The sequence below is a fragment of the Rhizobium sp. N621 genome (assembly GCF_001664325.1).
Taxonomy (GTDB): Bacteria; Pseudomonadota; Alphaproteobacteria; order Rhizobiales; family Rhizobiaceae; genus Rhizobium; species Rhizobium esperanzae.
In genome coordinates this window covers 43,585-66,011 of sequence record NZ_CP013498.1, presented here as the reverse complement: position 1 = coordinate 66,011, position 22,427 = coordinate 43,585, and the positions used below count along the sequence as shown (strand labels likewise).

Below are 22,427 nucleotides of genomic sequence, written 5' to 3'. Positions count from 1 at the left end.
TCTAGGCAAAGACCTCTGCTCGCGCTTCGGGACGCAGCGGATCCGGCCCGAACTTGTTTGGACCTTCCGTGCCCTTCCTCGCGGAAAGAACCGCAACTGCGATGCCCGTAGCCCGACCGATAAAGGGAACAGTGCCCGCCAAAATAATAATTGCGAGGTACCACCAACCGGACATGTTGCAATCATGAAAGCGGCGAACCTGAAGGGAGAGGATCGGCAAAACCAATGCAAGCCCCAACAATCCGCCGATGGCCCCGAAAATAAAGATCACCGGCGAAGATTCATTCTGATTAACGGAAAAAGCGCCGCTCAAGGCGGCCAGAATTACAAGTATGATCGCTATAAGCATATAGAATAGCTGAAACCACCAATACTCCGAGCGGGAGGCCCTCCCAGAGAAAGTTGCATATTTCTTCGTTAGAACTGTTCGAACAGCTTCAGTAAACCCCATATTAACCCCTCAATCCTGCTTGCTGCAGCACAGCGAACCTTACATCGCCTTGCCACAATAGTCACTTCTATGAAAACAGCTACAATTCAAACGCATAAATTGCAATAAGCCCCCTTCTTGAAAGGGGGCGTTATGCAGGCGGAAAACTGAGCCCGTAGGCAGCAGCAGAGCTAAGGGCAGGCCGGAGTGCGGGTGGCCACGCGCTAGGCAAAGACCTCAGCTCGCGCCTCGGGGCGCAACGGATCAGGTCCGAACCTGTTGGGCCCCTCGGTGCCGGGAAGCACACTGATCACGAGGACTGCGATACCCGCAATGAAACCAACGTAGGGAACGAAACCACAGACAAACAGTGCGAGATACCACCAGCCGGAAATGTTGCGATCATGAAAGCGACGAACCTGAACGGCCACCTGTGGCAAAAACATTGCGAGCCAAATCAATCCGCCGATGAATAAGAGAAGGGCGACTGGGGGTGGAACGCCGTCTCGAAGATCCGAAAAGCTGGCGGTCACAAGACAAGCGAGCCCGATTGCGAACAGCACTAGAAAATAGAATAAGACAAACCACCAAAATTCCGAGCGCGAGGCCCTGCCGGAGAAAGTTGCATATTTCTGCACCAGCGCCATTCCGGCAGCCTCAGCAAACCCCACTTTAACGCCCCATTCTTATTTGCCGCAAATCTGTTGATGTCTCACCAGCGTCGGAACGAAGATCATTCCGCCGGAAAGTGACTACAATTTAAACGCAGAAATTGCAATATGACCGGGTTGGCGCAGCCTTAGAAACTGCGCTTGTACTTTTACCACCCAGCGATCCGCGCAGCTGGGCCCCGGGTCTCTAGCCCACTGGTGTGAACTCGACCGGTATTGCTGACTGCGCCTGCGTTAAGCCGCGGGCTGCACGATAAGCGACTGATGGCAGTGCACGCCAGCGAGGACACCCGAGGCGGAGGCGAGCGTGCCGCTGTGCATGGAGCTTGCGGCATCGCCGGCGGCGAAGACGCCCTTGACGCTGGTCTCCTTGTTTTCGCCCGCGCGGATGACCGGCCCGAAGGCACCGTCGTCGAAGGCGCAGCCGAGCTGTTCGGCGATGGGGCTCGCCATCGCCGTCTTCGGCGCGACGAATATGGCGTCGAGCGGAACGATACGGCCATCGGCGAGACGCACCGCCTGGAGTTTCGGGCTATCGCCCAACAGCTCCACGATCGGGCTGCGCTCGATGCGTACCCCACGGGCAGTCAGCCGTGCCAGCTGCTCTTCATCGGGCTCGAACAGTGCCTGGGTGAAGAAGGTGGTCGCGCCCCAGTCCGGGATCATCATGGCGGAATGGGCCGAATGCGGATGGTTTGCAAGGACACCGAGTTCGCCGCCGCTTACCTCATAGCCGTGGCAATAGGGGCAGTGCAGCACCGACCGGCCCCAGCGGTCACCAAGGCCGGGGATGTCGGGCAGCGTGTCGCTGACGCCGGTTGCGAGAATGAGGCGGGCAGCGCGTTCTTCACCGCCGCCTTCGACGGTGACGACGAATTCCTCGCCCTCCTTCTGGGCGCGGATAACTTTGGCGTCGCGCAGCGTTATGTTCGGATAAAGCGAAAGCTGCCTCTTCCCCTCACCCATGATCGCCGCCGGCGCTTGACCGTCCTGTCCGAGAAAACCGTGCGAAGCCTGCGAAAATCGGTTTCGCGGCGCGCCCGCATCGACGAGCAGAACCCGCCGCCGCGCGCGGGTGAGCTGCATGGCTGCCGACAGGCCGGCAAAATTGCCGCCGATGACGATGACTTCGTAGGACATGCGCTGACTCCTTCGATATTGGCTCATGAATCATCATAAGTTACATGAATCGGAGCAGTCAAGACTCATGTCACTTGTCTTGTTACAAACTGGCTGCGATAATGGCGCGCTCGGTCGACAGGATAGAACCATGCGCAACGACAGCCGCCTTTCCCGCATGCTGCACGTGCTGATCCACATGGATCGGCATCAGGATGCGGCGACCTCCGAAATGATTGCAAAGATGCTGAACACCAATCCCGTCGTCGTCCGCCGCACCATGGCGGGGCTTCGCCAACAGGGCTATGTGCGTTCGGAAAAGGGCCATGGCGGCGGCTGGACGCTGGTGCGGCCTTTGTCAGAGATCACCCTGCTCGACGTCTACAACGCGCTTGGCGAACCGCACGTCTTTGCCATCGGCCCCGCCGACGATCAGCCCAAATGTCTGGTCGAACAGGCGGTGAATAACGCGCTGGCCGATGTAATGAAGGAGGCGGAGGCGCTGCTTTTGAGGCGGCTGGGCAGCGTGACGCTGGAGGAAATTGCGGCTGAATTCGAAGCAAAACTGACGGCGCGTTCGGCTGCGGCTTATTCCTGTGCCTCGTGAGCGGACGCTCCTAGGACTCAGCCGTCACGCCCCCTCACCGTCCACGAGGCGGTATCGCGATCGGGGTGCTGGTTGTTGCTCGCCCTGATCGCCGCGGCCCAGTCGGCGCCGTTGGTTTCGGTTGCACCGGTATTTTCTATGTCCGTGATCGTCTCGAACCATGCCACCATGTTCTCGGTGCAGGTATTGGCAAGCGGCGCGAAGGGATGAGGATTGTCCAGCGAACCGATCATCAGGTTGGTGCGACCGTTTTCCAGGTGGTGGAAGAACAATGGCGTGCCGCAATTGGCGCAGAAGCCGCGCTCGACAAGCTCCGAGCTCTTCCAGACGCTCGGCTTGCCGCGTGTCCAGCTGAGCGCATCGTCGGGCGCGGCGACGAGCGCGGCAAAGATGTTGCCCGAGGCCTTCTGGCACATGCGGCAATGGCAGAGATGCGAATTGTCGAACATGGCGGTGGCGTGGTAGCGCACGGCACCGCACTGGCAGCCGCCACTCACTTCCGTCTCGATGCGTTTCATTTTCTCCTCCTTCAAGAGGCGGGTGGGGCTTACTCTCCCCTCACACCCGCCGATACAGAAAATACCGTCCTTCCTTGATCCCCTCCGGCAGCGGCAGTGCGGTGAGCTCCGGATGCTCCAGCGGCAGACCGCTGACCGCGATCCCGTTCGGAGCGAGCACGCCGGCCATCAGCTGCGGCAGCCAGGTCAGCGTCACGGCGTCAATCTCGTCATGGCCGGTGCCGATATCGGCATGGGCAAGGGCTGCGCCGATGCCGAGGAAGGCTTGGCCGGAGTCGCGGATGTTACCGGTCACCATATCTTGCGGCTCTGGGGTCGAGGCCGAATAGGAGCGGACCTCCCAGTCAAAAGCGATGATGCGGCGGTCGGGGAATTTTTCGCGCAGATGATCATAGGTGCGGCCGTTGCCGAGGCCGAACTCCAGCACCGGACCTTCGATGTGCTCGACCAAATCGGCGATTGCGTTCAGAATGTCGCGTTGGGCCGTCAACCGGCGAATGAAGCTGTCGAGGCGGCTCATCGAAATCCGTATCCGTGATGAAAATCGTGAGCGCGTGCTAACACATGAAACCTTGCCAAGTCGATTGCCGTAAATGGGAATTGGCGTTGCAGCAGCGATATGTGTCTGTGCTAAGGTCGATGACATGACAACTGAGACCGACGAAGAATTCTTTGCGAACGTGCCGCTCTTCAGCGCCTTCGAGGGCGTGACCGATGCCGACAATTACCGGCCGCTGCCGGAGGGATGGGTGCTGGCGCTTGCCGATATCGTCGGCTCGACACAGGCGATCGCCGGCGGCCGCTACAAGGACGTCAACATGGCCGGCGCTAGCGTCATTTCGGCGGTGCTGAATGCCGTCGGCAAGGGCGACTATCCCTTCGTCTTCGGTGGCGACGGCGCGCTGATCGCGCTTCCGGGTTCGCTGGAGAAGGCGGCGCGCGATGCGCTCGCCGCCGTGCAGGTCTGGGTCGAGGAGGATCTCGGCCTGATGTTGCGCATCGCCATCGTGCCGGTCGCCGATACCCGCGCCGAGGGCCTCGACGTCCGTGTCGCGCGCTATTCCGCAAGCCCGCACGTCACCTATGCGATGTTCTGGGGCGGCGGCACGAGCTGGGCGGAACGACAGATGAAGCTCGGCCGCTACGGCATCGAGCGCGCCGCTCCGGGAACGCGGCCGGATCTCACCGGCCTTTCCTGCCGCTGGAGCCCGATCGAGGCCGAGAACGGCGAGATCGTCTCGATCATCGCCGTGCCCGGCGAAGGCCGGCCGGGCGAAGAATTCCGCGATCTCGTCAACGGCATCGTCGCCATCACCGCCGAGCAGAACCGCGGCAGCCATCCGGTGCCGGCCGAGGGCCCGAAATTCGCTTTCTCGCTGAAGGGCATCAATCGCGAGGCCAAGGCCACGGCGCCGGCCGGCAAACGTCTGCGGCAGAAGCTGATCATCTTCCTGCAGCTCGGCATCATCCTCGCGTGCTACAGGCTCGGCCTTCCGCTCGGACGCTTCGATGCCCGCCGCTACAAGCGCGACGTCGCCGGCAATTCCGATTTCCGCAAGTTCGACGACGGACTGAAGATGACGGTCGACGTCGACGCCGCCCGCTTGAAACGGATCGAGACGCTGCTGGAAGAAGCGCGGGCGAGAGGCATTGCCCGCTACGGCCTGCATCGCCAGTCCTCGGCGCTGATGACCTGCTTCGTGCCGACGCCGATCTCGCGCGACCACATGCATTTCATCGATGGCGCATCAGGCGGTTATGCCGTCGCCGCCAGCCGCATGACCGGCAAATCGCTTTCGGCCGTTTCCGTCATGCCTTGATGACGTGAGAGGCCGAGAGGCCGAGCCGGTCGAAGACGTTGCGCGTATCGATGATCAGCGCCGCAGTTTTGGCGAGCATCGTATAATCGATCCTGTCATGGTCGGTCGCGACCAGCACAGCATCGTAGCCGGCCACCGCCTCCGGCGTCAGCGTCACCGACTTGCGGCCTTTCAGCGCCTGGTGTTCGCGCGTCGGCGGGATCTCGGCGACGAAGGGATCGTGGTAATCGGCCCGTCCGCCTCGCTCCTCGATGATCTCGATCAGCCGCAGCGACGGGCTCTCTCTTATATCGGCGACGTTCTTCTTATAGGCGAGCCCCAGCACCAGCACCCGGCTGCGGCTCAGCGCCTTGCCGGCGCGTATGTCGAGCGCTTCGGCCAGTTTGCCGACGACATAACGCGGCATCGCCGAATTGATCTCGCCGGCAAGCTCGATGAAGCGGGTCGGCAACTCGTATTCGCGCGATTTCCAGGTGAGGTAGAAGGGATCGATCGGGATGCAATGGCCCCCGAGGCCGGGGCCGGGATAGAAGGGCATATAGCCGAACGGCTTGGTCTTGGCCGCGTCGATCACTTCCCAGACGTCAATGCCCATCGCCGCGTAGACGGTCTTCAGCTCGTTGACGAGGGCGATGTTGACCGAGCGGAAGATGTTTTCGGTGAGCTTGACGGCCTCGGCTGTCGCATTCGAGGAGACAGGAACGACGGTCGAAACGGCAGCGCCGTAGAAGGTCTTCATCAGAGCCAAGGCCTCGGGCCCGTCGCCGGCGACGACCTTCGGGATGGTCGCGGTGTGATAATGCTGGTTGCCGGGATCCTCGCGCTCCGGCGAGAAGCCGACAAAGAAATCGGCGCCGGATTTCAGGCCGGAGCCTTCGAGGATGACCTTGACGATATCGTCTGTGGTGCCGGGATAGGTGGTCGATTCCAACGCGACGAGCTGGCCGGAGCGCAGATGTTCTGCGATCGAGCGCGAGGTCGCCTCGACGAAGGAAAGGTCGGGGTCACGATGTTTGGTGAGCGGCGTCGGCACGCAGATGATGATCACGTCGCACTCGCCAAGGCCTGCGAAATCCGTGGTCGCCTGGAACCGCCCCGCCTCGATCTCGGCGGCGAGCGCCTCGTTGCTGACGGCGTCGATATAGGAACGGCGGGCCTCGAGCGCCACCATCTTCGAGGGATCGATGTCGAAGCCGGTGACCGCAAAACCGCTGCGCGCGACCGCAATCGCCAGCGGCAGGCCGACATAACCGAGCCCGATGATGCCGGCACGCGCCGCGCGGGTTTCGATCTTCTGCAAAAGCGTGTCGAAGGTGGAGGTGGCCAAGGCGGGCTCTTTCAATTGGGGAATTCAGGAAGCTGATCTAATGCATGATGGCGGGGAATTAAACCCGGGGCTTCTTCCCCGGCGGCAATGCCGTCTGGTTGGTGCCAATGAGGGGCTGGCCTCACCAATCTCTTAGGCCAGATGAATCCCTTTAGCCGGGTGTGGCGAAAATGCCCCGGCGGCGGCCTTTGCTGCAACTTCGGCGCACAAAAGCGTCCGCCTCCCATTGTTTCGCATCTGCAGCATCCCTATCTGAGTTTGATATTGAACCATCGAGAAAGGACTTCCCGTCCGGTCCCCGCTCGGGGAACTCAGGGGCGCTGCTGCCGGGCTTTCGGCGGATCGTTGACAAATATTACCGCTCGTACATCCTGATTTTCTTGTGACCTGCGCATCAAAATGCGTCGGCCGAGGGACTTTTGGCTCTTAGGGATGGCGTGCCTTATGAGGATCATACCGCGAATGAGCACGATCGAATCCAGCGTGTCCTCCATCCTGTTGGACCGGGTCGCCGAATGGCTGACGCATTCCTCGCTGGCAGGCGACGACCTTGAAAACATCGTGCGCGGCTTCTGCGAAAGGCTTGCCTCCGCCGGCCTGCCGATTGCGCGCGTGCACCTGACCTTTTCGATGCTGCATCCGCTCTACGATGCGCTGAGCTTCACCTGGCGGCGCGCCAGCGGCGTCACCATCGAGGGTTTCCGCATGCCGGCCGGGCAGAAGCCGGACCGCTTCCTGCAGAGCCCCTATTATTACCTGCTCGACAACAACCTGCAGCACATCCGCCGGCGGCTGATGCAGGAAGGGCCGGCCGAGTTCCCGATTTTCGAGGACCTGCGCAAGGACAGGATGACCGATTATCTCGCCTTCGTGCAGCCCTTCGGCGACGATTCGGTGCAGGGCATGATGGGCTCCTGGTCGACCGATCACCATGACGGTTTTACCGACGACATGATCGACGCGCTGCTCCGGATGCAGAACCATCTGGCGGTCGCCGCCAAGATGGCGGTGCTCGGCAAGCTCGCCAACAACATGCTGACCACCTACCTCGGCGGCGACGCCGGCAAGCGGGTGCTGAACGGCCAGATCCGCCGCGGCGACGGCGAAACGATCCGTGCGGCCCTCGTCATGGGCGACATGCGCGAATCCACCATGTATGCGGAAAAGGAAGGCCGCCAGGCCTATATCGATACGCTCAACCAGTTCTTCGACGCGATCGCCGCCCCCTTCAACCGCAATGGCGGCGAGATTCTGAGCTTCCTCGGCGACGGCTTCCTCGCCGTCTATCCCTGCGGGCGTCACAAGGATCCGTCCAAAATCGCCTGCGAGGCTGCACTTTCGGCCGTCTATCAGGCACAGGCGCGGGTGGCCGAACTCAACCGCGACCGCGAGGAAAAGGGTCTGGCCAGGATCGGTTACGGCATCGGCCTGCATGTCGGCAACGTCATGTTCGGCAATGTCGGCCTCAAGGACCGGCTGACCTTCTCCGCCTTCGGATCGGCGGTCAACGAGGTGCAGCGTCTGCAAATCCTGACCAAGAAATACGGCCGCGAGGTCGTCGCCAGCCAGGCCTTCGCCGGTTATTGCGGTGGCGAATGGACGACCCTCGGAGAGGAGAAGCTGCGCGGCATCCGCCAGAAGGTGACGGTGCTCCAGCCACGCGCCCCGGCCCCGGAGATCCATGTCGACGAACATTTCCGCGAGGCCGTGCAGAACGGACTTTCCGAAGCCGAGCAGGTCATTCTGCTGCACCGGGATGCGAAGAAACAGGTCAAGCGCACCAGCATGGAGAAGTTCATCCAGTAAAATGCCAGGTCGGCACCGATAAAATTGCGTGTTTCGTCCGCACCACCACGGCGAAAGGCGGCAATATCCCCTTGATTGTCATCAGCTAGACACCCCGTTTGCGGTACGATAGTGTGCCCTAACGGGAACATAGAAGACTGGGGAATTTCATTGGTATGGCGTCCGCTGCCGATTTGTTGCGTATTGAGAACCTCGATGTCTCTTTCTCCGTTTTCGGCGACCGGCTGCGCGTCGTAAAGGAAGCCAATCTTCGTATCCTTCCGGGCAAGGTCACCGCTCTCGTCGGTGAGTCCGGTTCCGGCAAATCGGTGATCAGCCAGGCCATCATGGGCATTCTGCCCAACCCCGCCAGGGCCTCGGGCAGCATCCTCTTCACCGACCCGCTCGACGGCAGCACGACCGATATCCTGTCGCTCTCGCGCGACAGCGAGGAGATGCGCGATCTGCGCGGCAAGCGCATGGCGACGATCTTCCAGGAGCCGATGACCTCGCTCTCGCCGCTGCACACTGTCGGCAACCAGATCAGCGAGGTGCTGCTGATCCATACCGAGACCGACAAGCAGGAGGCGCGTCAAAAGACTGAGGAAATGCTCGGCCTCGTCGGCTTCTCCAATCCGCACCGCACCTACGACATGTATCCGTTCGAGTTGTCGGGCGGCATGCGCCAGCGCGCCATGATTGCCATGGCGTTGATATGCAAGCCGGCGCTGCTGATCGCCGACGAGCCGACGACGGCGCTCGACGTAACGATCCAGGCGCAGATCCTGGAGTTGCTGCGCGATCTTCAGGCCAAGCTCGGCATGGCGATGCTGCTCATCACCCACGATCTCGGGATCGTCGCCAACATGGCCGACGAGGTGGTCGTCATCTATCACGGCGAGATCATGGAAGCCGGGCCGGTCGAGGCGATCTTCCGAAACCCGCAGCATCCCTATCTCAAGGCCCTGATGGCCGCCGTTCCGCATTTCGACATGAAACCCGGCGAGCGGCTGAAGGCGCTGCGCGACGTGCCGGTCAATCTCGAGACTCTCGTCGGCAAGAAGAAGCTGCTGCAGGCGGAGGCGCCGGGCACGCTGCTGTCGGTCACCAATCTCTCGAAGACCTACAAGACGCGCAAGCGCAGTCTCCTGGGCAAGCATGAGGCCACCGTCCTGCGCGCCGTCGACGATGTCAGCTTCGACATCCGCCGCGGCGAATGTCTCGGCCTGGTCGGCGAATCCGGCTGCGGCAAGACGACGCTCAGCAAGATCCTGATGCGCGCCATCACACCCGACAGCGGCGCGGTCGTGTTCAACGACGGCAAGGAGGTCATCGACGTGCTTGCCGTCAAGGGCGACGAGCTGCAGGACATGCGCACCAAGATCCAGATGGTGTTCCAGGATCCGGTCTCCTCGCTGTCGCCGCGCATGACGGTGCGCAACATCCTCAGCGAACCGCTGGAGATCCACGATCGCGGTGACAGTGATGAGCGCAAGCGCAAGGTCGAGGGGCTGATGGGAGCGATCGGCCTCGACAAGCGCTACCTCAGCCGTTACCCGCACAGCTTTTCCGGCGGCCAGCGCCAGCGCATCGGCATTGCCCGCGCGCTGGCGCTCGGCCCGAAACTCGTCATCCTCGACGAGCCGGTCTCGGCCCTCGACGTCTCGGTGCAGGCACAGATCCTCAACCTGCTCAAGGATCTGCAGAAGGAGCTGGGGCTGACCTACCTGTTCATCTCGCACAACCTCGCCGTCGTCGATTACATGGCCGACCGCATCGCCGTCATGTGCAAGGGCCGCATCGTCGAGATCGCGCCGCGCGAGATCATCCTGCGCGATCCGGTGCACCCCTATACGAAATCGCTTCTCGCCGCCGTTCCCTTCCCCGATCTCGATCGGCCGCTCGATTTCAAGGCGCTCCGGGAAAACGGCGCCGCCGACAAGCAGAATTGGGGCGTGACCTTCACCGCCGAACATGACGATGCTTCCGAGCTTGCCTATGCCGATCTCGGCGACGGCCATTTGGTGCGCGCCCGCAAGGGCGCTACGGCCAAGGAGTTGCGCTGATGGTGACGCGTCGCACCTTTCTGGGCGGCCTCGTCGGTGCGGCGATCGCGCCGGCGGTGCTTCGCGCCGAGCAGATAGTCGAGCCGGAATTCCTCAAGGAGAAGCTGGCATCAGGCAGCTTGCCTCCAATGGCCGAGCGCATTCCCGCCCGTCCGCGCATCGTCAACCTGAAGGAGATGGGGCTCGAACCCGGCGCCTATGGCGGCACGGTGCGCACCATCATCGGCAGCCAGCGCGACATCCGCTTCATGACGATCTACGGCTATGCCCGCCTGATCGGCTACGACAAGCACCTTCAGTTCCAGCCTGACATTCTCGCCGATTTCCGCTCCGAGGACGACACGGTCTTCACCTTCACGCTGCGCGAGGGCCATAAATGGTCGGACGGGGCGCCGTTCACGGCCGATGATTTCCGCTACTGGTGGGAAGACGTCATCCTCAACGACAAGCTGACACCCGGCGGCGGTGCGCTCGAGCTTCGTCCGCACGGCAGCCTGCCGCGCTTCGAGATGCTCGATCCGCTGACCGTACGTTACACCTGGGAAAAACCCAACCCGATGTTCCTGCCGGCCCTGGCAGGACCCATACCGCTCGTTATCGTCGGGCCGGCGCACTACCTCAAGCAGTTCCACAAGAAGTATCAGCCCGACCAGGCGAAGATGGAACAGATGATGCAGGCCAACCGCGCCAAGAAATGGCAGGACCTGCACATCAAGATGGCGCGCTCCTACCGTCCCGAGAATCCGAACCTGCCGACACTGGATCCCTGGCACAATACCACCGCATTGCCGGCCGAGCAGTTCGTCTTCGAGCGTAACCCGTTCTTCCATCGCGTCGACGAAAACGGCAGGCAGCTTCCCTATCTCGACCGTTTCGTCCTCAACGTCTCTTCCTCGTCGATCATCGCCGCCAAGGCGGGTGCGGGCGAGGCCGACCTGCAGGCGACCGGCATCGATTTCAACGACTACACCTTCCTGAAAGAGGCGGAGAAGCGCTTTCCGGTGAAGGTCAATCTCTGGAAGGTCGCACGCGGATCGCGCATCACACTGTTGCCGAATCTCAACTGCGCCGACGAGGTGTGGCGGGGCCTGTTCCGTGACGTGCGGCTGCGCCGGGCGCTGTCGCTGGCGATCAATCGGCACGAGATCAATATGGTCGCCTTCTATGGCTTGGGCACGCCGAGCGCCGATACCGTGCTGCCCGACAGCCCGCTCTTCAAGCAGGAATATGCCGACGCCTTCGTCAAATTCGATCCCGACGAGGCCAATCGCCTGCTCGACGAGCTCGGCCTGACCAGGCGCGGCGACGACGGCATAAGGCTGCTGCCGGACGGGCGGCGCGCCGAGATCACCGTCGAGACCGCCGGCGAAAGCAATCTCGATACCGACGTACTGGAACTGGTGCACGATCACTGGGCCGATATCGGCCTTGCGCTTTATACCCGCACCTCGCAGCGCGACGTCTTCCGCAACCGCGCCATGAGCGGCACGATCATGATGTCGATCTGGTACGGCCTCGACAATGGCGTGCCGACGGCCGACATGTCGCCGTCCGGTCTTGCGCCGACGCTCGACGATCAGCTGCAGTGGCCGCTCTGGGGCATGCATTATCTCTCCGCCGGCCAGGAAGGTGTCGCTCCCGACCTGCCGGAAGCGGCCGAACTGGTCGATCTGCTCGGCCAGTGGGGCTCGACGGCGAAGTTCGAGGAGCGTCAGGCGATCTGGCACCGAATGCTGTCGCTCTATACGCAGCAGGTCTTCTCGATCGGCCTCATCAACAGCACGCTGCAGCCGATCCTGCGCGCCGCCAAGCTGCAGAACCTGCCGGAGAAAGCGCTCTACGGCTTCGATCCCACCTCCTATCTCGGCGTCTATATGCCGGATGTTTTCTGGTACAAGGAGGCCTGAGGCGTGCTCAGATATATTCTCTGGCGCATCGCCGCCATGGTGCCGACGCTCTTCGTCATTTCGGCGCTTGTCTTCACCATCATCGAGCTGCCGCCCGGCGACTTCTTCGAGAGCCAGATCGCCGAGCTGCGCGCCTCCGGCGAGACAGCCAACCTCCAGGAAATCGAGGAGATGCGCCAGCAATACGGCTTCGACAAGCCGGAGATCGTGCGCTATTTCTACTGGGTCGGCGGCATGCTGCACGGCGATTTCGGCTATTCCTTCGAATACCAGCTGCCGGTCTCGGACGTGGTCGGCGAACGGCTGTGGCTGACGATCCTCGTCTCCTTCACGACGATCCTGCTCACCTGGCTGATCGCCTTTCCGATCGGCATCTATTCGGCGACGCATCAGTATAGCTGGGGCGATTACGGGCTGACCTTTCTCGGCCTGCTCGGCATCGCCATTCCGAACTTCATGCTGGCGCTGATCCTGATGTATTTCGCCAATGTCTGGTTCGGGCTGTCGATCGGCCACCTGATGGACCAGCAATATCTCAACGCGCCGATGAGTTGGGAAAAAGCGAAGTCGATCCTCGCCCATCTGTGGATCCCCGTCATCATCGTCGGCACGGCCGGCACGGCCGGGATGATCCGGCGGCTGCGGGCCAATCTTCTCGACGAGATGCAGAAGCAATATGTGACGACGGCCCGCGCCAAGGGCCTGCATCCGATGCGGGCGCTGGTCAAATATCCGCTGCGCATGGCGCTCAATTTCTTCATCGCCGACATCGGTTCGATCCTGCCGTCGATCATCTCGGGCGCCGAAATCGTCGCCATCGTCCTGTCGCTGGAGACGACCGGGCCGATGCTGATCAAGGCGCTGCAGAGCCAGGACATGTATCTCGCCGGCTCCTTCCTGATGTTCCTCGCCTTTCTCAATGTCATCGGCGTGCTGATTTCCGATATCGCCCTTGGCTTCCTCGATCCCCGTATCCGTCTGCAAGGCAGGAGCACCAAATAATGTCGCCCCTTCCCGCACCCGGCGCGCCACTTCCCCATTACGTCTCGACCGCGCCTTTCGATCCGCATGCGACCGAAACCATGACGGCGGCGCAATCGCGCATCCATCTCGCTTCGCAGAAGCAGCTGATGTGGTGGAAGTTCAAGCAGCACAGGCTGGCCTTGATCTCCGGCATCTTTCTTGCCGCCGTCTACCTGATGATCCTGATCGTCGAATTCCTTGCGCCCTATGGCCTGCACACCCGCAATGTCGATTTCATCCATGCGCCGCCGCAGCGCGTCCACTTCTTCGACAAGGGAGAGTTCGTCGGCCCCTTCGTCTACGGCCGCTCCATGACGCTCGATCTCGACACGCTGCATCGCGTCTATACCGACCGGCCGAACGACGTGCAGCCGATCCGCTTCTTCTGCCGCGGCGATTCCTATAAATTCTGGGGCCTCGTCGCCTCGAATTACCATCTCATCTGCCCGGCGATCGGCGGCCAGATGTTCCTGCTCGGCACCGACCGGCTCGGCCGCGACGTGCTGTCGCGCATCCTCTACGGCGCACGCATATCGCTGACGATCGGCCTGATCGGTATTTCGATCAGCTTCGTGCTCGGCATCGTCATCGGCGGCCTTGCCGGCTACTGGGGCGGCGTCTTCGACCTCATCGTCCAGCGCCTGATCGAGGTGCTGCAGTCGCTGCCGAGCCTGCCGCTGTGGATGGCGCTCGCCGCCATCATGCCGGTGACCTGGAGCCCGATCGTCATCTATTTCGGCATCACCGTCATCCTCGGCATCATCGACTGGACCGGGCTGGCGCGTGCCGTGCGCTCCAAGCTGCTGGCGCTGCGCGAGGAGGATTACGTCCAGGCCGCGCAGCTGATGGGCGCCAGCACGCCGCGCATCATCGGCCGCCATCTGGTGCCGGGCTTCATGTCGCATCTCATCGCTTCGGCGACGATTTCGATCCCCGGCATGATCCTCGGCGAGACCGCGCTCTCCTTCCTCGGCCTCGGTCTTCGGCCGCCGATCACCAGCTGGGGCATTCTGCTGACGGAGGCAAAAAGCGTCAGCGTCATCGCCTTCTATCCCTGGCTGCTCTTTCCGATCATTCCTGTTGTTCTTGTCATTTTGGCGTTCAACTTTCTGGGAGACGGCTTGCGCGATGCGGCAGATCCCTACAAATAGCGGGAAGCTCGGCGGCGCCTTCCGGCACCGCGCCCGCCTCTTGGCCTCCGGACGGTGGGGGTACTAATTCATGTTGTTCACCCCGGAGGGAACACCCATGGCCAGACGTCTCGAAGATGCTCGCATCCTCATGTACAGCCACGACACGTTCGGTCTCGGCCATCTCAGGCGCTGTCGCACCATCGCCCATGCGCTGGTCGAAGACTATCGCGGCCTCAACATCCTGATCATTTCGGGGGCGACGATCGCCGGCGCCTTCGATTACCGCGCCCGCGTCGATTTCGTGAAGATCCCGAGCGTCATCAAGCTGCGCAACGGCGAATATACGTCGCTCGCCAGCCATATCGATCTGCACGAGACGCTGAAGATGCGCGAATCGAGCATCCGCCATACGGCCGAGACTTTCCAGCCTGACATTTTCATCGTCGACAAAGAGCCGATGGGGTTGAAGGGCGAGGTCGAGGATACGCTCGCCTATCTCAAGGCCCGCGGCACCGTGCTGGTGCTGGGGCTGCGCGAAATCATGGACGCGCCGCATCTGCTCGAGGCCGAGTGGAAGAAGAACAGCGTCATGCAGAAGATCGACCAATATTACGACAGCGTCTGGGTCTACGGACCGCCGGATTTTTACGATCCGCTTGTTGGTCTCGACGTGCCGGCGAGCCTGCGCCGCAAGATGGATTTTGTCGGCTTCCTGCAGCGCAGCGTCTCCAAAGGCAAGAGCTCGATCAACGCCCGCAAGGATAATTACCTGCTGGTCACCACAGGCGGCGGCGGCGACGGCTCCGATCTCGTCCACGACGTCATGAACGCCTACGAGGCCGATCCGACGCTGACGCAGAAGGCGCTGGTCGTGCTCGGGCCCTATATGCCGGCCGCCGAGCGCGCCAAGCTGGTGCAGAAGGGCGAAGCCATTCCCTATATCGAGGTGATCGAATTCGACAATCACATGGAAGAGCTGATCGCCGACGCCACCGGCGTCGTCGCCATGGGCGGCTACAACACCTATTGCGAGATCCTCTCCTTCGACAAGCCGGCCCTTATCGTGCCTCGCGTCAAGCCGCGCGAGGAGCAGCTGCTGCGCGCAAAGCGGGCGAGCGAGCTCGGCCTCGTCGACATGCTGCTGCCGGAGCAATCGGTTGATCCCGCCATCATGGCCGCGGCGCTGAAGCGCCTGCCCTCCCGCCTGCCGCCGTCGAAAAGCGGCAGCAATATGCATCTCGAAGGGCTGGACCACATCTCGCAGACCGTCGGCCGATGGCTCGACGGCCGGGCCACCCACCTTGCCGTTGTCGGCGCAGAATAGGGCACAGAATTGCCGCCACGCCGCAAGATCCTCGTCGTGCTGAAAGGCTATCCCCGCCTTTCGGAAACCTTCATCGCCCAGGAACTGCTCGGCCTCGAAAGGGCCGGCTTCGACCTGACGCTGATTTCCATGCGCCGGCCGACCGACAAGAAGCGCCATCCCGTGCATGACGAGATCAAGGCGCGCGTCGTCTATCTGCCGGAATATCTGCACGAGGAACCGATCCGCGTGCTGAAAGGCCTCATCGCCGGCTTCGGCAAAACCGGCTTCAAGGCGCTGATGAAACGCTTCTTCGCCGACCTCAAGCGCGACCTCTCCCGCAACCGCTTCCGCCGCCTCGGCCAGGCGCTGGTACTGGCGCGCGAATGGCCGGATGGGGGCGAGTGGCTGCATGCCCATTTCATCCATACGCCGGCCTCGGTGACGGAATATACCAGCATCCTGACGGACACGCCCTGGACCTGTTCGGCCCATGCCAAGGACATCTGGACCTCGCCCGACTGGGAACTGAAGGAGAAGCTGGAGAGCGCCAGCTGGACCGTCACCTGCACCCGGACCGGCTACGAGCACATGCGCATGCTGACATCGCGCAAGCAGGCCGTCCATTTGAGCTATCACGGCCTCGATCTCGCCCGCTTCGGCCATTTTTCCGGCGCGCGTTCCGAGAGAACCGGCAACGACCCGGCTGATCCGGTCTTCATCCTCAGCGTCGGCCGCGCCGTCGAGAAGAAGGGCTATGACGTGTTGTTGCGGGCGCTGGCGCTGCTGCCCGCCGATCTCCATTGGCGCCTGGAGCATATCGGCGGCGGCGGCGAGCTTGCGACGCTGAAGGCGCTCGCCGCCGAGCTCGGCCTCTCCGGCCGCATCGTCTGGAAGGGCGCCATGGCGCAGGAAGACGTGCTCGATCACTACCGCCGCGCCGATCTCTTTGCGCTCGCCTGCCGCATCGCCGCCAACGGCGACCGCGACGGCCTGCCGAACGTGTTGGTCGAGGCCTCGAGCCAGCGCCTCGTCTGTATCTCCACGACAGTATCCGGCGTGCCGGAACTGCTGACGGACGGCGAGAACGGCCTCGTCGTGCCGCCGGAGGATCCGGCGCTGCTCGCCCGGGCGCTGGAGGCGGCGATCCGCGATCCGGCGCTGCGCCAGCGCCTCGGCGACGCCGCCGAAACGCGGGTGCGCGACGAGTTCGACTATCATTCCAGCATCAGACAGCTCACCGGCCTGTTCGAGGCCGAATGGCAGAAGGCCTCATGACGGCACCGCGCATCTTCTTCTACGTCCAGCATCTGCTCGGCATCGGCCACATCGCCCGCGCCAGCCGCATCGCCAATGCACTGGTCAGGGACGGCTTCGACGTCACCGTCGTGACCGGCGGCCTGCCGGTGCCGGGCTTTCCCGGCGAGGGTGTGAAGACTTTTGCCCTGCCGGCGGTCGTCGCCAGCAATGCCGGTTTCTCCGGCCTCGCCGATGCCGATGGCCGGCCGGCCGGCGAAGATTTCCTCGCCGACCGCCGGCAATTGCTGCTCGACGCCTTCCATGCAGCAAAACCCGATGTCGTCATCATCGAGGCCTTCCCCTTCGGCCGGCGGCAGATGCGCTTCGAACTCCTGCCCCTGCTTCAAGCGATCGAAGCGGCCGAACCGCGGCCAAAACTCGTAAGCTCGGTGCGCGACATCCTGCAGGAAAACCGCAAGGCCGGCCGCGACGCCGAAACGGTGGCGCTGGTCAGGGATCATTTCGACGCCGTGCTCGTCCATGGCGATCCCGGCTTCGTCAGGCTCGAGGATACGTTCCCGCAGACGCCAGAGATCGCCGACAGGCTGCGTTATACCGGCCTCGTCGCGCCGCCGCCGGCGCCCGAACCGACGGAAACCTTCGACATCATCGCATCGGCCGGCGGTGGCGCGGTCGGCGCCGAGCTGATCGGCGCGGCGAAGGAGGCCGCGGCGCTGCTGCCCGGCAATCTTCGCTGGCTGCTGATCTCAGGCCCCAACCTGCCGGAAGGCGATTTCGCCCGGTTGTCGCGGGACGCAGCCCCGAATGTGACGCTGGTGCGCTTCCGCAAGGATTTTCCCTCGCTCTTGCGTGGCGCCAGAGTATCGATCTCGCAGGCCGGCTACAACACGGTCGGTGACCTCTTGCGCACCGAGTGCAGGCCGATCCTCATCCCCTTCGTCGCTGGCGGCGAGACCGAACAGACGGTGCGCGCCGAACGGCTGCAGGCGCTGGGTCTTGCCGATATCCTGCCGGAACAAGGGCTGACCTCGACCCATGTGAAAGAGGCTGTCGAAAAGGCGCTGGCAGCGCCTCGGCAGGAGCCGGTCTCGCTCGATCTCGAAGGGGCGGAGAAGACGGCCGCCATCATTCGCTCGATGATTGCCGAATCGCTCGCCTAATTTAAAAATCCTGTGATATAAGCAGAGTTCGGGCGAGAATCGGCCTTTCTGCAGCCGGTCCCTGCGCCTTGTTTTCATTGCGATATCGGCGGTCCGGCTGCATGGTCCTGTTCTCGACAATTCCTGCCCTCCCCGCGCCCGGATCGCGCCTTCGGAATTTCCCAGCACGCTGACGGTTAGCCATGGAAAAGAGCCTCGCCCGCTATATCTGGAAGAACACGCGGCTGCAGCAGCTGTGGATCCTGGCTGTCGTCGCGGCCTCGATGGTCCCCTATTTCCTGTCCTTCGATTTGCCGAAGCAGATCGTCAACGGACCGATCCAGGGCGACGGCTTTGAAGGCCCCGGCGCAACCCAGACCTTCATGCACATCGCCTATGACATTCCGCTGATCGGCCATGTCGAATTCTTCAAGGGCGTGCAGCTCGACCGCTTCCAGATGCTGATGGCGCTCAGTCTGGTATTCCTGGCGCTGGTGGTGCTGAACGGGCTCTTCAAGTTCTACATCAACACCTATAAGGGCCGGCTCGGCGAACGCATGCTTCGGCGCATCCGCTTCGAGCTGATCGACCGGGTCCTGCGGTTTCCGCCGGCCCATTTCAAGCGGGTGAAATCGGCCGAGATCGCCACCATGATCAAGGACGAGGTGGAGCCGATGGGCGGCTTCACCGGCGACGCCTTCGTCTCGCCCGCCCTGCTCGGCGGCCAGGCGATCACCGCGCTCGCCTTCATCATCGTGCAGAATTTCTGGCTCGGCATGATCGCCGCCGCCATCGTCGGCGTCCAGGCGGTCGTCATTCCCCGCATGCGCAAACGCCTGCTGGATCTCGGCCGCCAGCGGCAGCTGACGGCGCGCGAGCTTTCCGGCCGCGTCGGCGAAATCGTCGACGGCATCGGCACGATCCACGGCAACGACACATCCAACCTCGAACGCGCCGATATCGCCTGGCGGCTCGGCCGCATCTTCTCGATCCGCTACGACCTTTACCAGTGGAAGTTCCTGGTGAAGTTCATCAATAACTTTCTCGCCCAGGTCACCCCCTTCCTGTTCTACGCGATCGGCGGTTATCTCGCGCTGCAGGGCCGGCTCGACATCGGCCAGCTCGTCGCCGTCATATCAGCCTACAAGGACCTGCCCGGGCCACTGAAGGAGCTGATCGACTGGGACCAGATGCGCCAGGACGTGCAGGTGAAGTATCAGCAGGTCTACGAGCAGTTCAACGTCGAGCCCTTGATCGAGAGCCACATCCAGGAATTGGCGACCGCACCCGTGGGTGCACTGACCAGCGCACTCCTTGTCACCAATCTGACGCTCTCCGACGATAGCGGCGCCCGCCTCGTCGACCACGTCTCGGTCGAAATCAAGCCGAACGAGACAGTTGCGATCGTCGGTCCGAACGGCAGCGGCGCCGAAGCCTTCGCCGAAGCGCTCGGCCGCATGATCTGGCCCGACTCCGGCCGCATCACCATCGACGGACGCGACCTGCTCGAGCTGCCGGAATCGATCACCGGCCGCCGCATCTCCTATGCCTCGGCCGACACCTTCTTCTTCCATGGCACGCTCGCGAGCAACCTGCTCTACGGCCTCAAGCACGCGCCGATGATCGACGCCGTCTACGACGAGAAGGAAGCGCAGGAGTATAAATGGCACTCCATCGAGGCGGTGAAGGCCGGCAACCCGACGCTCGACCTCAACAGCGACTGGGTGGATTACCAGGCGGCCGGCGCCAACGGACCGGATGATCTCCTGAAAGCGATCCGGCCGGTGCTCGACGCCGTGCTGATCTCGCAGGATATCCTCGACCTGGCGCTGCGCTCGAACGTCAATACCGAGGTGCATGTGGCGGTCAGCGACCATGTCGTGGCGCTGCGCGCCTCGCTGCGCGACCGGCTGCGCGACGAAGGTCTGGACGGCATCGTCGTGCCTTTCGATTTCGACGCCTACAACGCCCAGGCGACGGTCGGTGAGAACCTGCTCTTCGGCACGATGAAGCGGCCGCTGATGACCAATCGCCGGCTTGCCGCCCATCCCTATTTCCAGCAGCTGTTCCGCGAGACGGGCCTCAGCACCGATCTCTACGCCATGGGCCTCGAGATCGCCGAGAACGCCGTCGAACTCTTCCACGACCTGCCGCCGGATCATCCTTTCTTCCAGCAGCTGACCTTCATGACGGCGGACGACATTCCGACCTATCAGGCGCTGTTGCAGAAGCTGCAAAGCCGACGTTTCGAGGACGCCACACCCGAGGAGCGCTCCGCCATTATCCGGCTGAGCTTCGCCTATATCGAGCCGCGCCATCGCTTCGGCCTTTTGACCAACGAGCTGATGGACAAGATCGTCAGCGCCCGCAAGCAGTTCCATGCGCATATTCCGGCCGATCTCGCCGAGCTGATCGAGCGCTACGACGCCGAGCGCTTCACCCCATCGGCCAGCCTGATGGACAATGTGCTCTTCGGCCGCATCGCCTATCAGCAGGCCGACGCCTCCGACCGCATCCGCGCCATCATGGGCGAGCTCTTCGACGCGCTCGACCTTTATGACGATGTCCTGTCGATCGGCCTCGAATTCGACGTCGGCTCCGGCGGCAAGCGGCTGACCATGGTGCAGCGCCAGAAGCTGAACCTTGCCCGCGCTCTTCTGAAGCGTTCGGATTATTTCGTCTTCAACCGGCCGCTGTCCGCACTCGATCAGCGCGTTCAGGATCAAATCACCCGCAATATCATCGAAGACTTGCACAAGGAAGGTGAGCGCCCGGCGATCATCTGGGTGCTTTCGAATGCGCGACTTGCCGAGATGTTCGACCGGATTCTGCTCTTCGACCGCGGCGGGCTGGCGGAAGCCGGGAACTATCCGGAACTTTCCGAGAAAAACGGTATGTTCAAGGAACTGTTATCGTAATATTCTATTGGGGCGGCGATGGTAGGCGTTCCCGGGGGAACGCCCGGAATTGAGGCGCCTGGTTCCAAGAACCCTGCGTCAGGGGATTGAAACGCTCATGCTGTTGAGAGACGAAGTCGAAATGCTGCGCCGGGTGCCGATCTTTTCGAGGATTGCACCAGCGAAACTCAAGCTTTTGGCCTTCACCTCCGACCGTATGACCTACAAGGCCGGTCAGGATCTCTTCCATCAAGGTGATGTCGGCGACGCCGCCTATGTCATCCTTTCCGGCAGCGCCGATATCATCGTCTCCTCGCCGGCCGGCGAGATCAAGGTCGCCGATGTCGAACTCAATTCCATCGTCGGCGAAATCGCCATTCTCTGCGATGTCTCACGCACGGCAACGGTTCGCGCCACCTCGCCGCTTGAGGTGCTGCGCATCAGCAAGGAGCACTTCCTGAAGCTGCTCAGCGACTTCCCCGAAATGGCCGTCGAAATCATGCGCGTGCTCGCCGACCGCCTGAACCACACCACCGCGGAGCTGACCGCGGCGCGGGCGGCGAAGCAGCCGCAGATGGCGCAGTAAGGTTCTCAGTTGAGGATCTGGGCAGCAGCGCGATGAAGGGCGCACGGGCCTTCGTCCACAGGTGATGAAACCCCGCGCCCGTTCCCCGTCGACCGAAGATCAAGCTATCGCCTATCGCGCAAATGGCCGTCGGTTCGTCGATTTCGCGGATTGCGGCATCCACTCAGAACAAACCAGCACCATTCGCCCCCAACGATTACAGATCCGGCGGCCGGCCGGCGCCGGCCGAAGCGCCGCAATATGCGCTATGCAAAGAGGAAAGAGTCTTCGATGAACACGGCGATATCGGCCCGTAACGGCGATTCGGATGCAAGCGCCTCGATGCGGTAAAAATCGTGTTGCTTGCCAGCATAGGTTTTCCAGCGCTGGGGAACAGCGTGGTTCCAGCTTTCAGGCGGCCGATATGGATCAAGCTCTCCCCAGACTACCATTGTGGGTATATTCAATGGAGACGATTCGAAGCGCAATCTGGTTGACGACACGCAGATCAGAGCCTGAAGCTCCATGCCCTCTTTGACCGCATTCCACAAAGCGGTTCCACCGGCGCTGAAACCAATCCCCAAGCACCTGTGTCCGCCAACCTCGCGAAGTGCCCGAACCGCATGCCGCATGCCATCTTCGTTGAAAAGATGGTCGTGAAGCTCGTCTCCGCGCAGGCCAGGTCGACCGCTCAGCTCGGCCAGTTGTAATAGACGATGCTTAGAGCACCTGCCATCCAATCGTTCGTCGAAGGTTTCGGGAAAGCCGTGGATATCGCTAACAACCAACAAGTCTTGCATCAATTCGGCGGTGCCGTTCTTCGATACGATAAAGAATGAGACAGCACGCCGGACTTG

Annotated in this window: 19 protein-coding genes; 12 read left to right on the top strand and 7 right to left on the bottom strand. The window is 62.3% G+C overall.

All coding sequences use genetic code 11. The features are described from left to right. Position 1 precedes the first annotated feature (1 nt). The 3 genes from AMK00_RS24915 to AMK00_RS24905 form a co-directional block, all read right to left on the bottom strand. Positions 2-451 carry a DUF805 domain-containing protein gene (locus AMK00_RS24915; protein WP_064808101.1) on the bottom strand — a complete coding sequence of 150 codons (450 nt, stop codon included), beginning with the start codon at positions 449-451 and terminating at the stop codon, positions 2-4. Between the two features lie 203 nt (positions 452-654). Next, positions 655-1,101: a DUF805 domain-containing protein gene (locus AMK00_RS24910; protein ID WP_064812050.1), complete on the bottom strand. Its 447-nt coding sequence runs from the start codon at positions 1,099-1,101 to the stop codon at positions 655-657. A 234-nt stretch (positions 1,102-1,335) separates the two neighbouring features. Then, a complete protein-coding gene (locus tag AMK00_RS24905; RefSeq protein WP_064808098.1) occupies positions 1,336-2,241 on the bottom strand; it encodes an NAD(P)/FAD-dependent oxidoreductase in 906 nt (301 codons plus the stop codon). Positions 2,242-2,371: 130 nt separating this feature from the next. Between AMK00_RS24905 and AMK00_RS24900 the strand changes: the two genes are divergently transcribed. Continuing rightward, positions 2,372-2,827 (top strand): Rrf2 family transcriptional regulator, encoded by a 456-nt coding sequence (locus AMK00_RS24900; RefSeq protein ID WP_064812049.1) that lies wholly within the window; start codon positions 2,372-2,374, stop codon positions 2,825-2,827. Positions 2,828-2,844: 17 nt separating this feature from the next. Here the strand turns inward: AMK00_RS24900 and AMK00_RS24895 are convergent, their stop codons facing one another. After that, positions 2,845-3,345: a GFA family protein gene (locus AMK00_RS24895; RefSeq protein ID WP_064808094.1), complete on the bottom strand. Its 501-nt coding sequence runs from the start codon at positions 3,343-3,345 to the stop codon at positions 2,845-2,847. A gap of 40 nt (positions 3,346-3,385) precedes the next feature. Further along, positions 3,386-3,865 (bottom strand): class I SAM-dependent methyltransferase, encoded by a 480-nt coding sequence (locus AMK00_RS24890; RefSeq protein WP_064812048.1) that lies wholly within the window; start codon positions 3,863-3,865, stop codon positions 3,386-3,388. A 124-nt stretch (positions 3,866-3,989) separates the two neighbouring features. Here AMK00_RS24890 and AMK00_RS24885 point away from each other — a divergent pair, with 124 nt between their 5' ends. Further along, positions 3,990-5,165, top strand: coding sequence for a DUF3095 domain-containing protein (locus AMK00_RS24885; RefSeq protein ID WP_064812047.1), 1,176 nt, complete (start codon positions 3,990-3,992; stop codon positions 5,163-5,165). Here the strand turns inward: AMK00_RS24885 and AMK00_RS24880 are convergent. Further along, on the bottom strand, positions 5,155-6,492 hold the full coding sequence (locus AMK00_RS24880) for a nucleotide sugar dehydrogenase (RefSeq protein ID WP_064812046.1): 1,338 nt from the start codon (positions 6,490-6,492) through the stop codon (positions 5,155-5,157). The genes AMK00_RS24885 and AMK00_RS24880 overlap by 11 nt on opposite strands. Positions 6,493-6,954: 462 nt before the next feature. On the opposite strand from AMK00_RS24880, the gene AMK00_RS24875 reads away from it, so the two are divergent. The 10 genes from AMK00_RS24875 to AMK00_RS24830 all read left to right on the top strand — a co-directional run bounded on the left by AMK00_RS24875 (position 6,955) and on the right by AMK00_RS24830 (position 21,591). Further along, positions 6,955-8,298 carry an adenylate/guanylate cyclase domain-containing protein gene (locus tag AMK00_RS24875; protein WP_064808086.1) on the top strand — a complete coding sequence of 448 codons (1,344 nt, stop codon included), beginning with the start codon at positions 6,955-6,957 and terminating at the stop codon, positions 8,296-8,298. A 155-nt stretch (positions 8,299-8,453) separates the two neighbouring features. Beyond that, positions 8,454-10,343 (top strand): ABC transporter ATP-binding protein, encoded by a 1,890-nt coding sequence (locus AMK00_RS24870; protein WP_064808084.1) that lies wholly within the window; start codon positions 8,454-8,456, stop codon positions 10,341-10,343. Continuing rightward, entirely contained in the window at positions 10,343-12,250 is a 1,908-nt protein-coding gene (locus tag AMK00_RS24865; RefSeq protein ID WP_064812045.1) for an ABC transporter substrate-binding protein, read from the top strand. Before AMK00_RS24870 ends, AMK00_RS24865 begins: the two co-directional genes overlap by 1 nt. Positions 12,251-12,253: 3 nt before the next feature. Further along, entirely contained in the window at positions 12,254-13,252 is a 999-nt protein-coding gene (locus AMK00_RS24860; RefSeq protein ID WP_011427898.1) for an ABC transporter permease, read from the top strand. Then, entirely contained in the window at positions 13,252-14,424 is a 1,173-nt protein-coding gene (locus tag AMK00_RS24855; RefSeq protein ID WP_064812044.1) for an ABC transporter permease, read from the top strand. Before AMK00_RS24860 ends, AMK00_RS24855 begins: the two co-directional genes overlap by 1 nt. Positions 14,425-14,521: 97 nt before the next feature. Beyond that, the gene (locus tag AMK00_RS24850) at positions 14,522-15,730 is read left to right on the top strand and encodes a glycosyltransferase family protein (protein ID WP_064808078.1); all 1,209 of its coding nucleotides are present in this window, start codon (positions 14,522-14,524) and stop codon (positions 15,728-15,730) included. A gap of 9 nt (positions 15,731-15,739) precedes the next feature. Next, a complete protein-coding gene (locus AMK00_RS24845; protein ID WP_064812043.1) occupies positions 15,740-16,987 on the top strand; it encodes a glycosyltransferase in 1,248 nt (415 codons plus the stop codon). Continuing rightward, positions 16,984-18,129: a glycosyltransferase family protein gene (locus AMK00_RS24840; RefSeq protein ID WP_064812042.1), complete on the top strand. Its 1,146-nt coding sequence runs from the start codon at positions 16,984-16,986 to the stop codon at positions 18,127-18,129. The genes AMK00_RS24845 and AMK00_RS24840 overlap by 4 nt, the downstream gene beginning before the upstream one ends. Before the next feature lie 182 nt (positions 18,130-18,311). Next, positions 18,312-21,026: an ABC transporter ATP-binding protein gene (locus tag AMK00_RS24835; protein ID WP_064808074.1), complete on the top strand. Its 2,715-nt coding sequence runs from the start codon at positions 18,312-18,314 to the stop codon at positions 21,024-21,026. A gap of 97 nt (positions 21,027-21,123) precedes the next feature. Next, positions 21,124-21,591 carry a cyclic nucleotide-binding domain-containing protein gene (locus tag AMK00_RS24830; protein WP_004679746.1) on the top strand — a complete coding sequence of 156 codons (468 nt, stop codon included), beginning with the start codon at positions 21,124-21,126 and terminating at the stop codon, positions 21,589-21,591. A 245-nt stretch (positions 21,592-21,836) separates the two neighbouring features. Here the strand turns inward: AMK00_RS24830 and AMK00_RS31540 are convergent, their stop codons facing one another. Then, on the bottom strand, positions 21,837-22,370 hold the full coding sequence (locus AMK00_RS31540; RefSeq protein WP_082240382.1) for an alpha/beta hydrolase: 534 nt from the start codon (positions 22,368-22,370) through the stop codon (positions 21,837-21,839). Between the last annotated feature and the right edge of the window lie 57 nt (positions 22,371-22,427).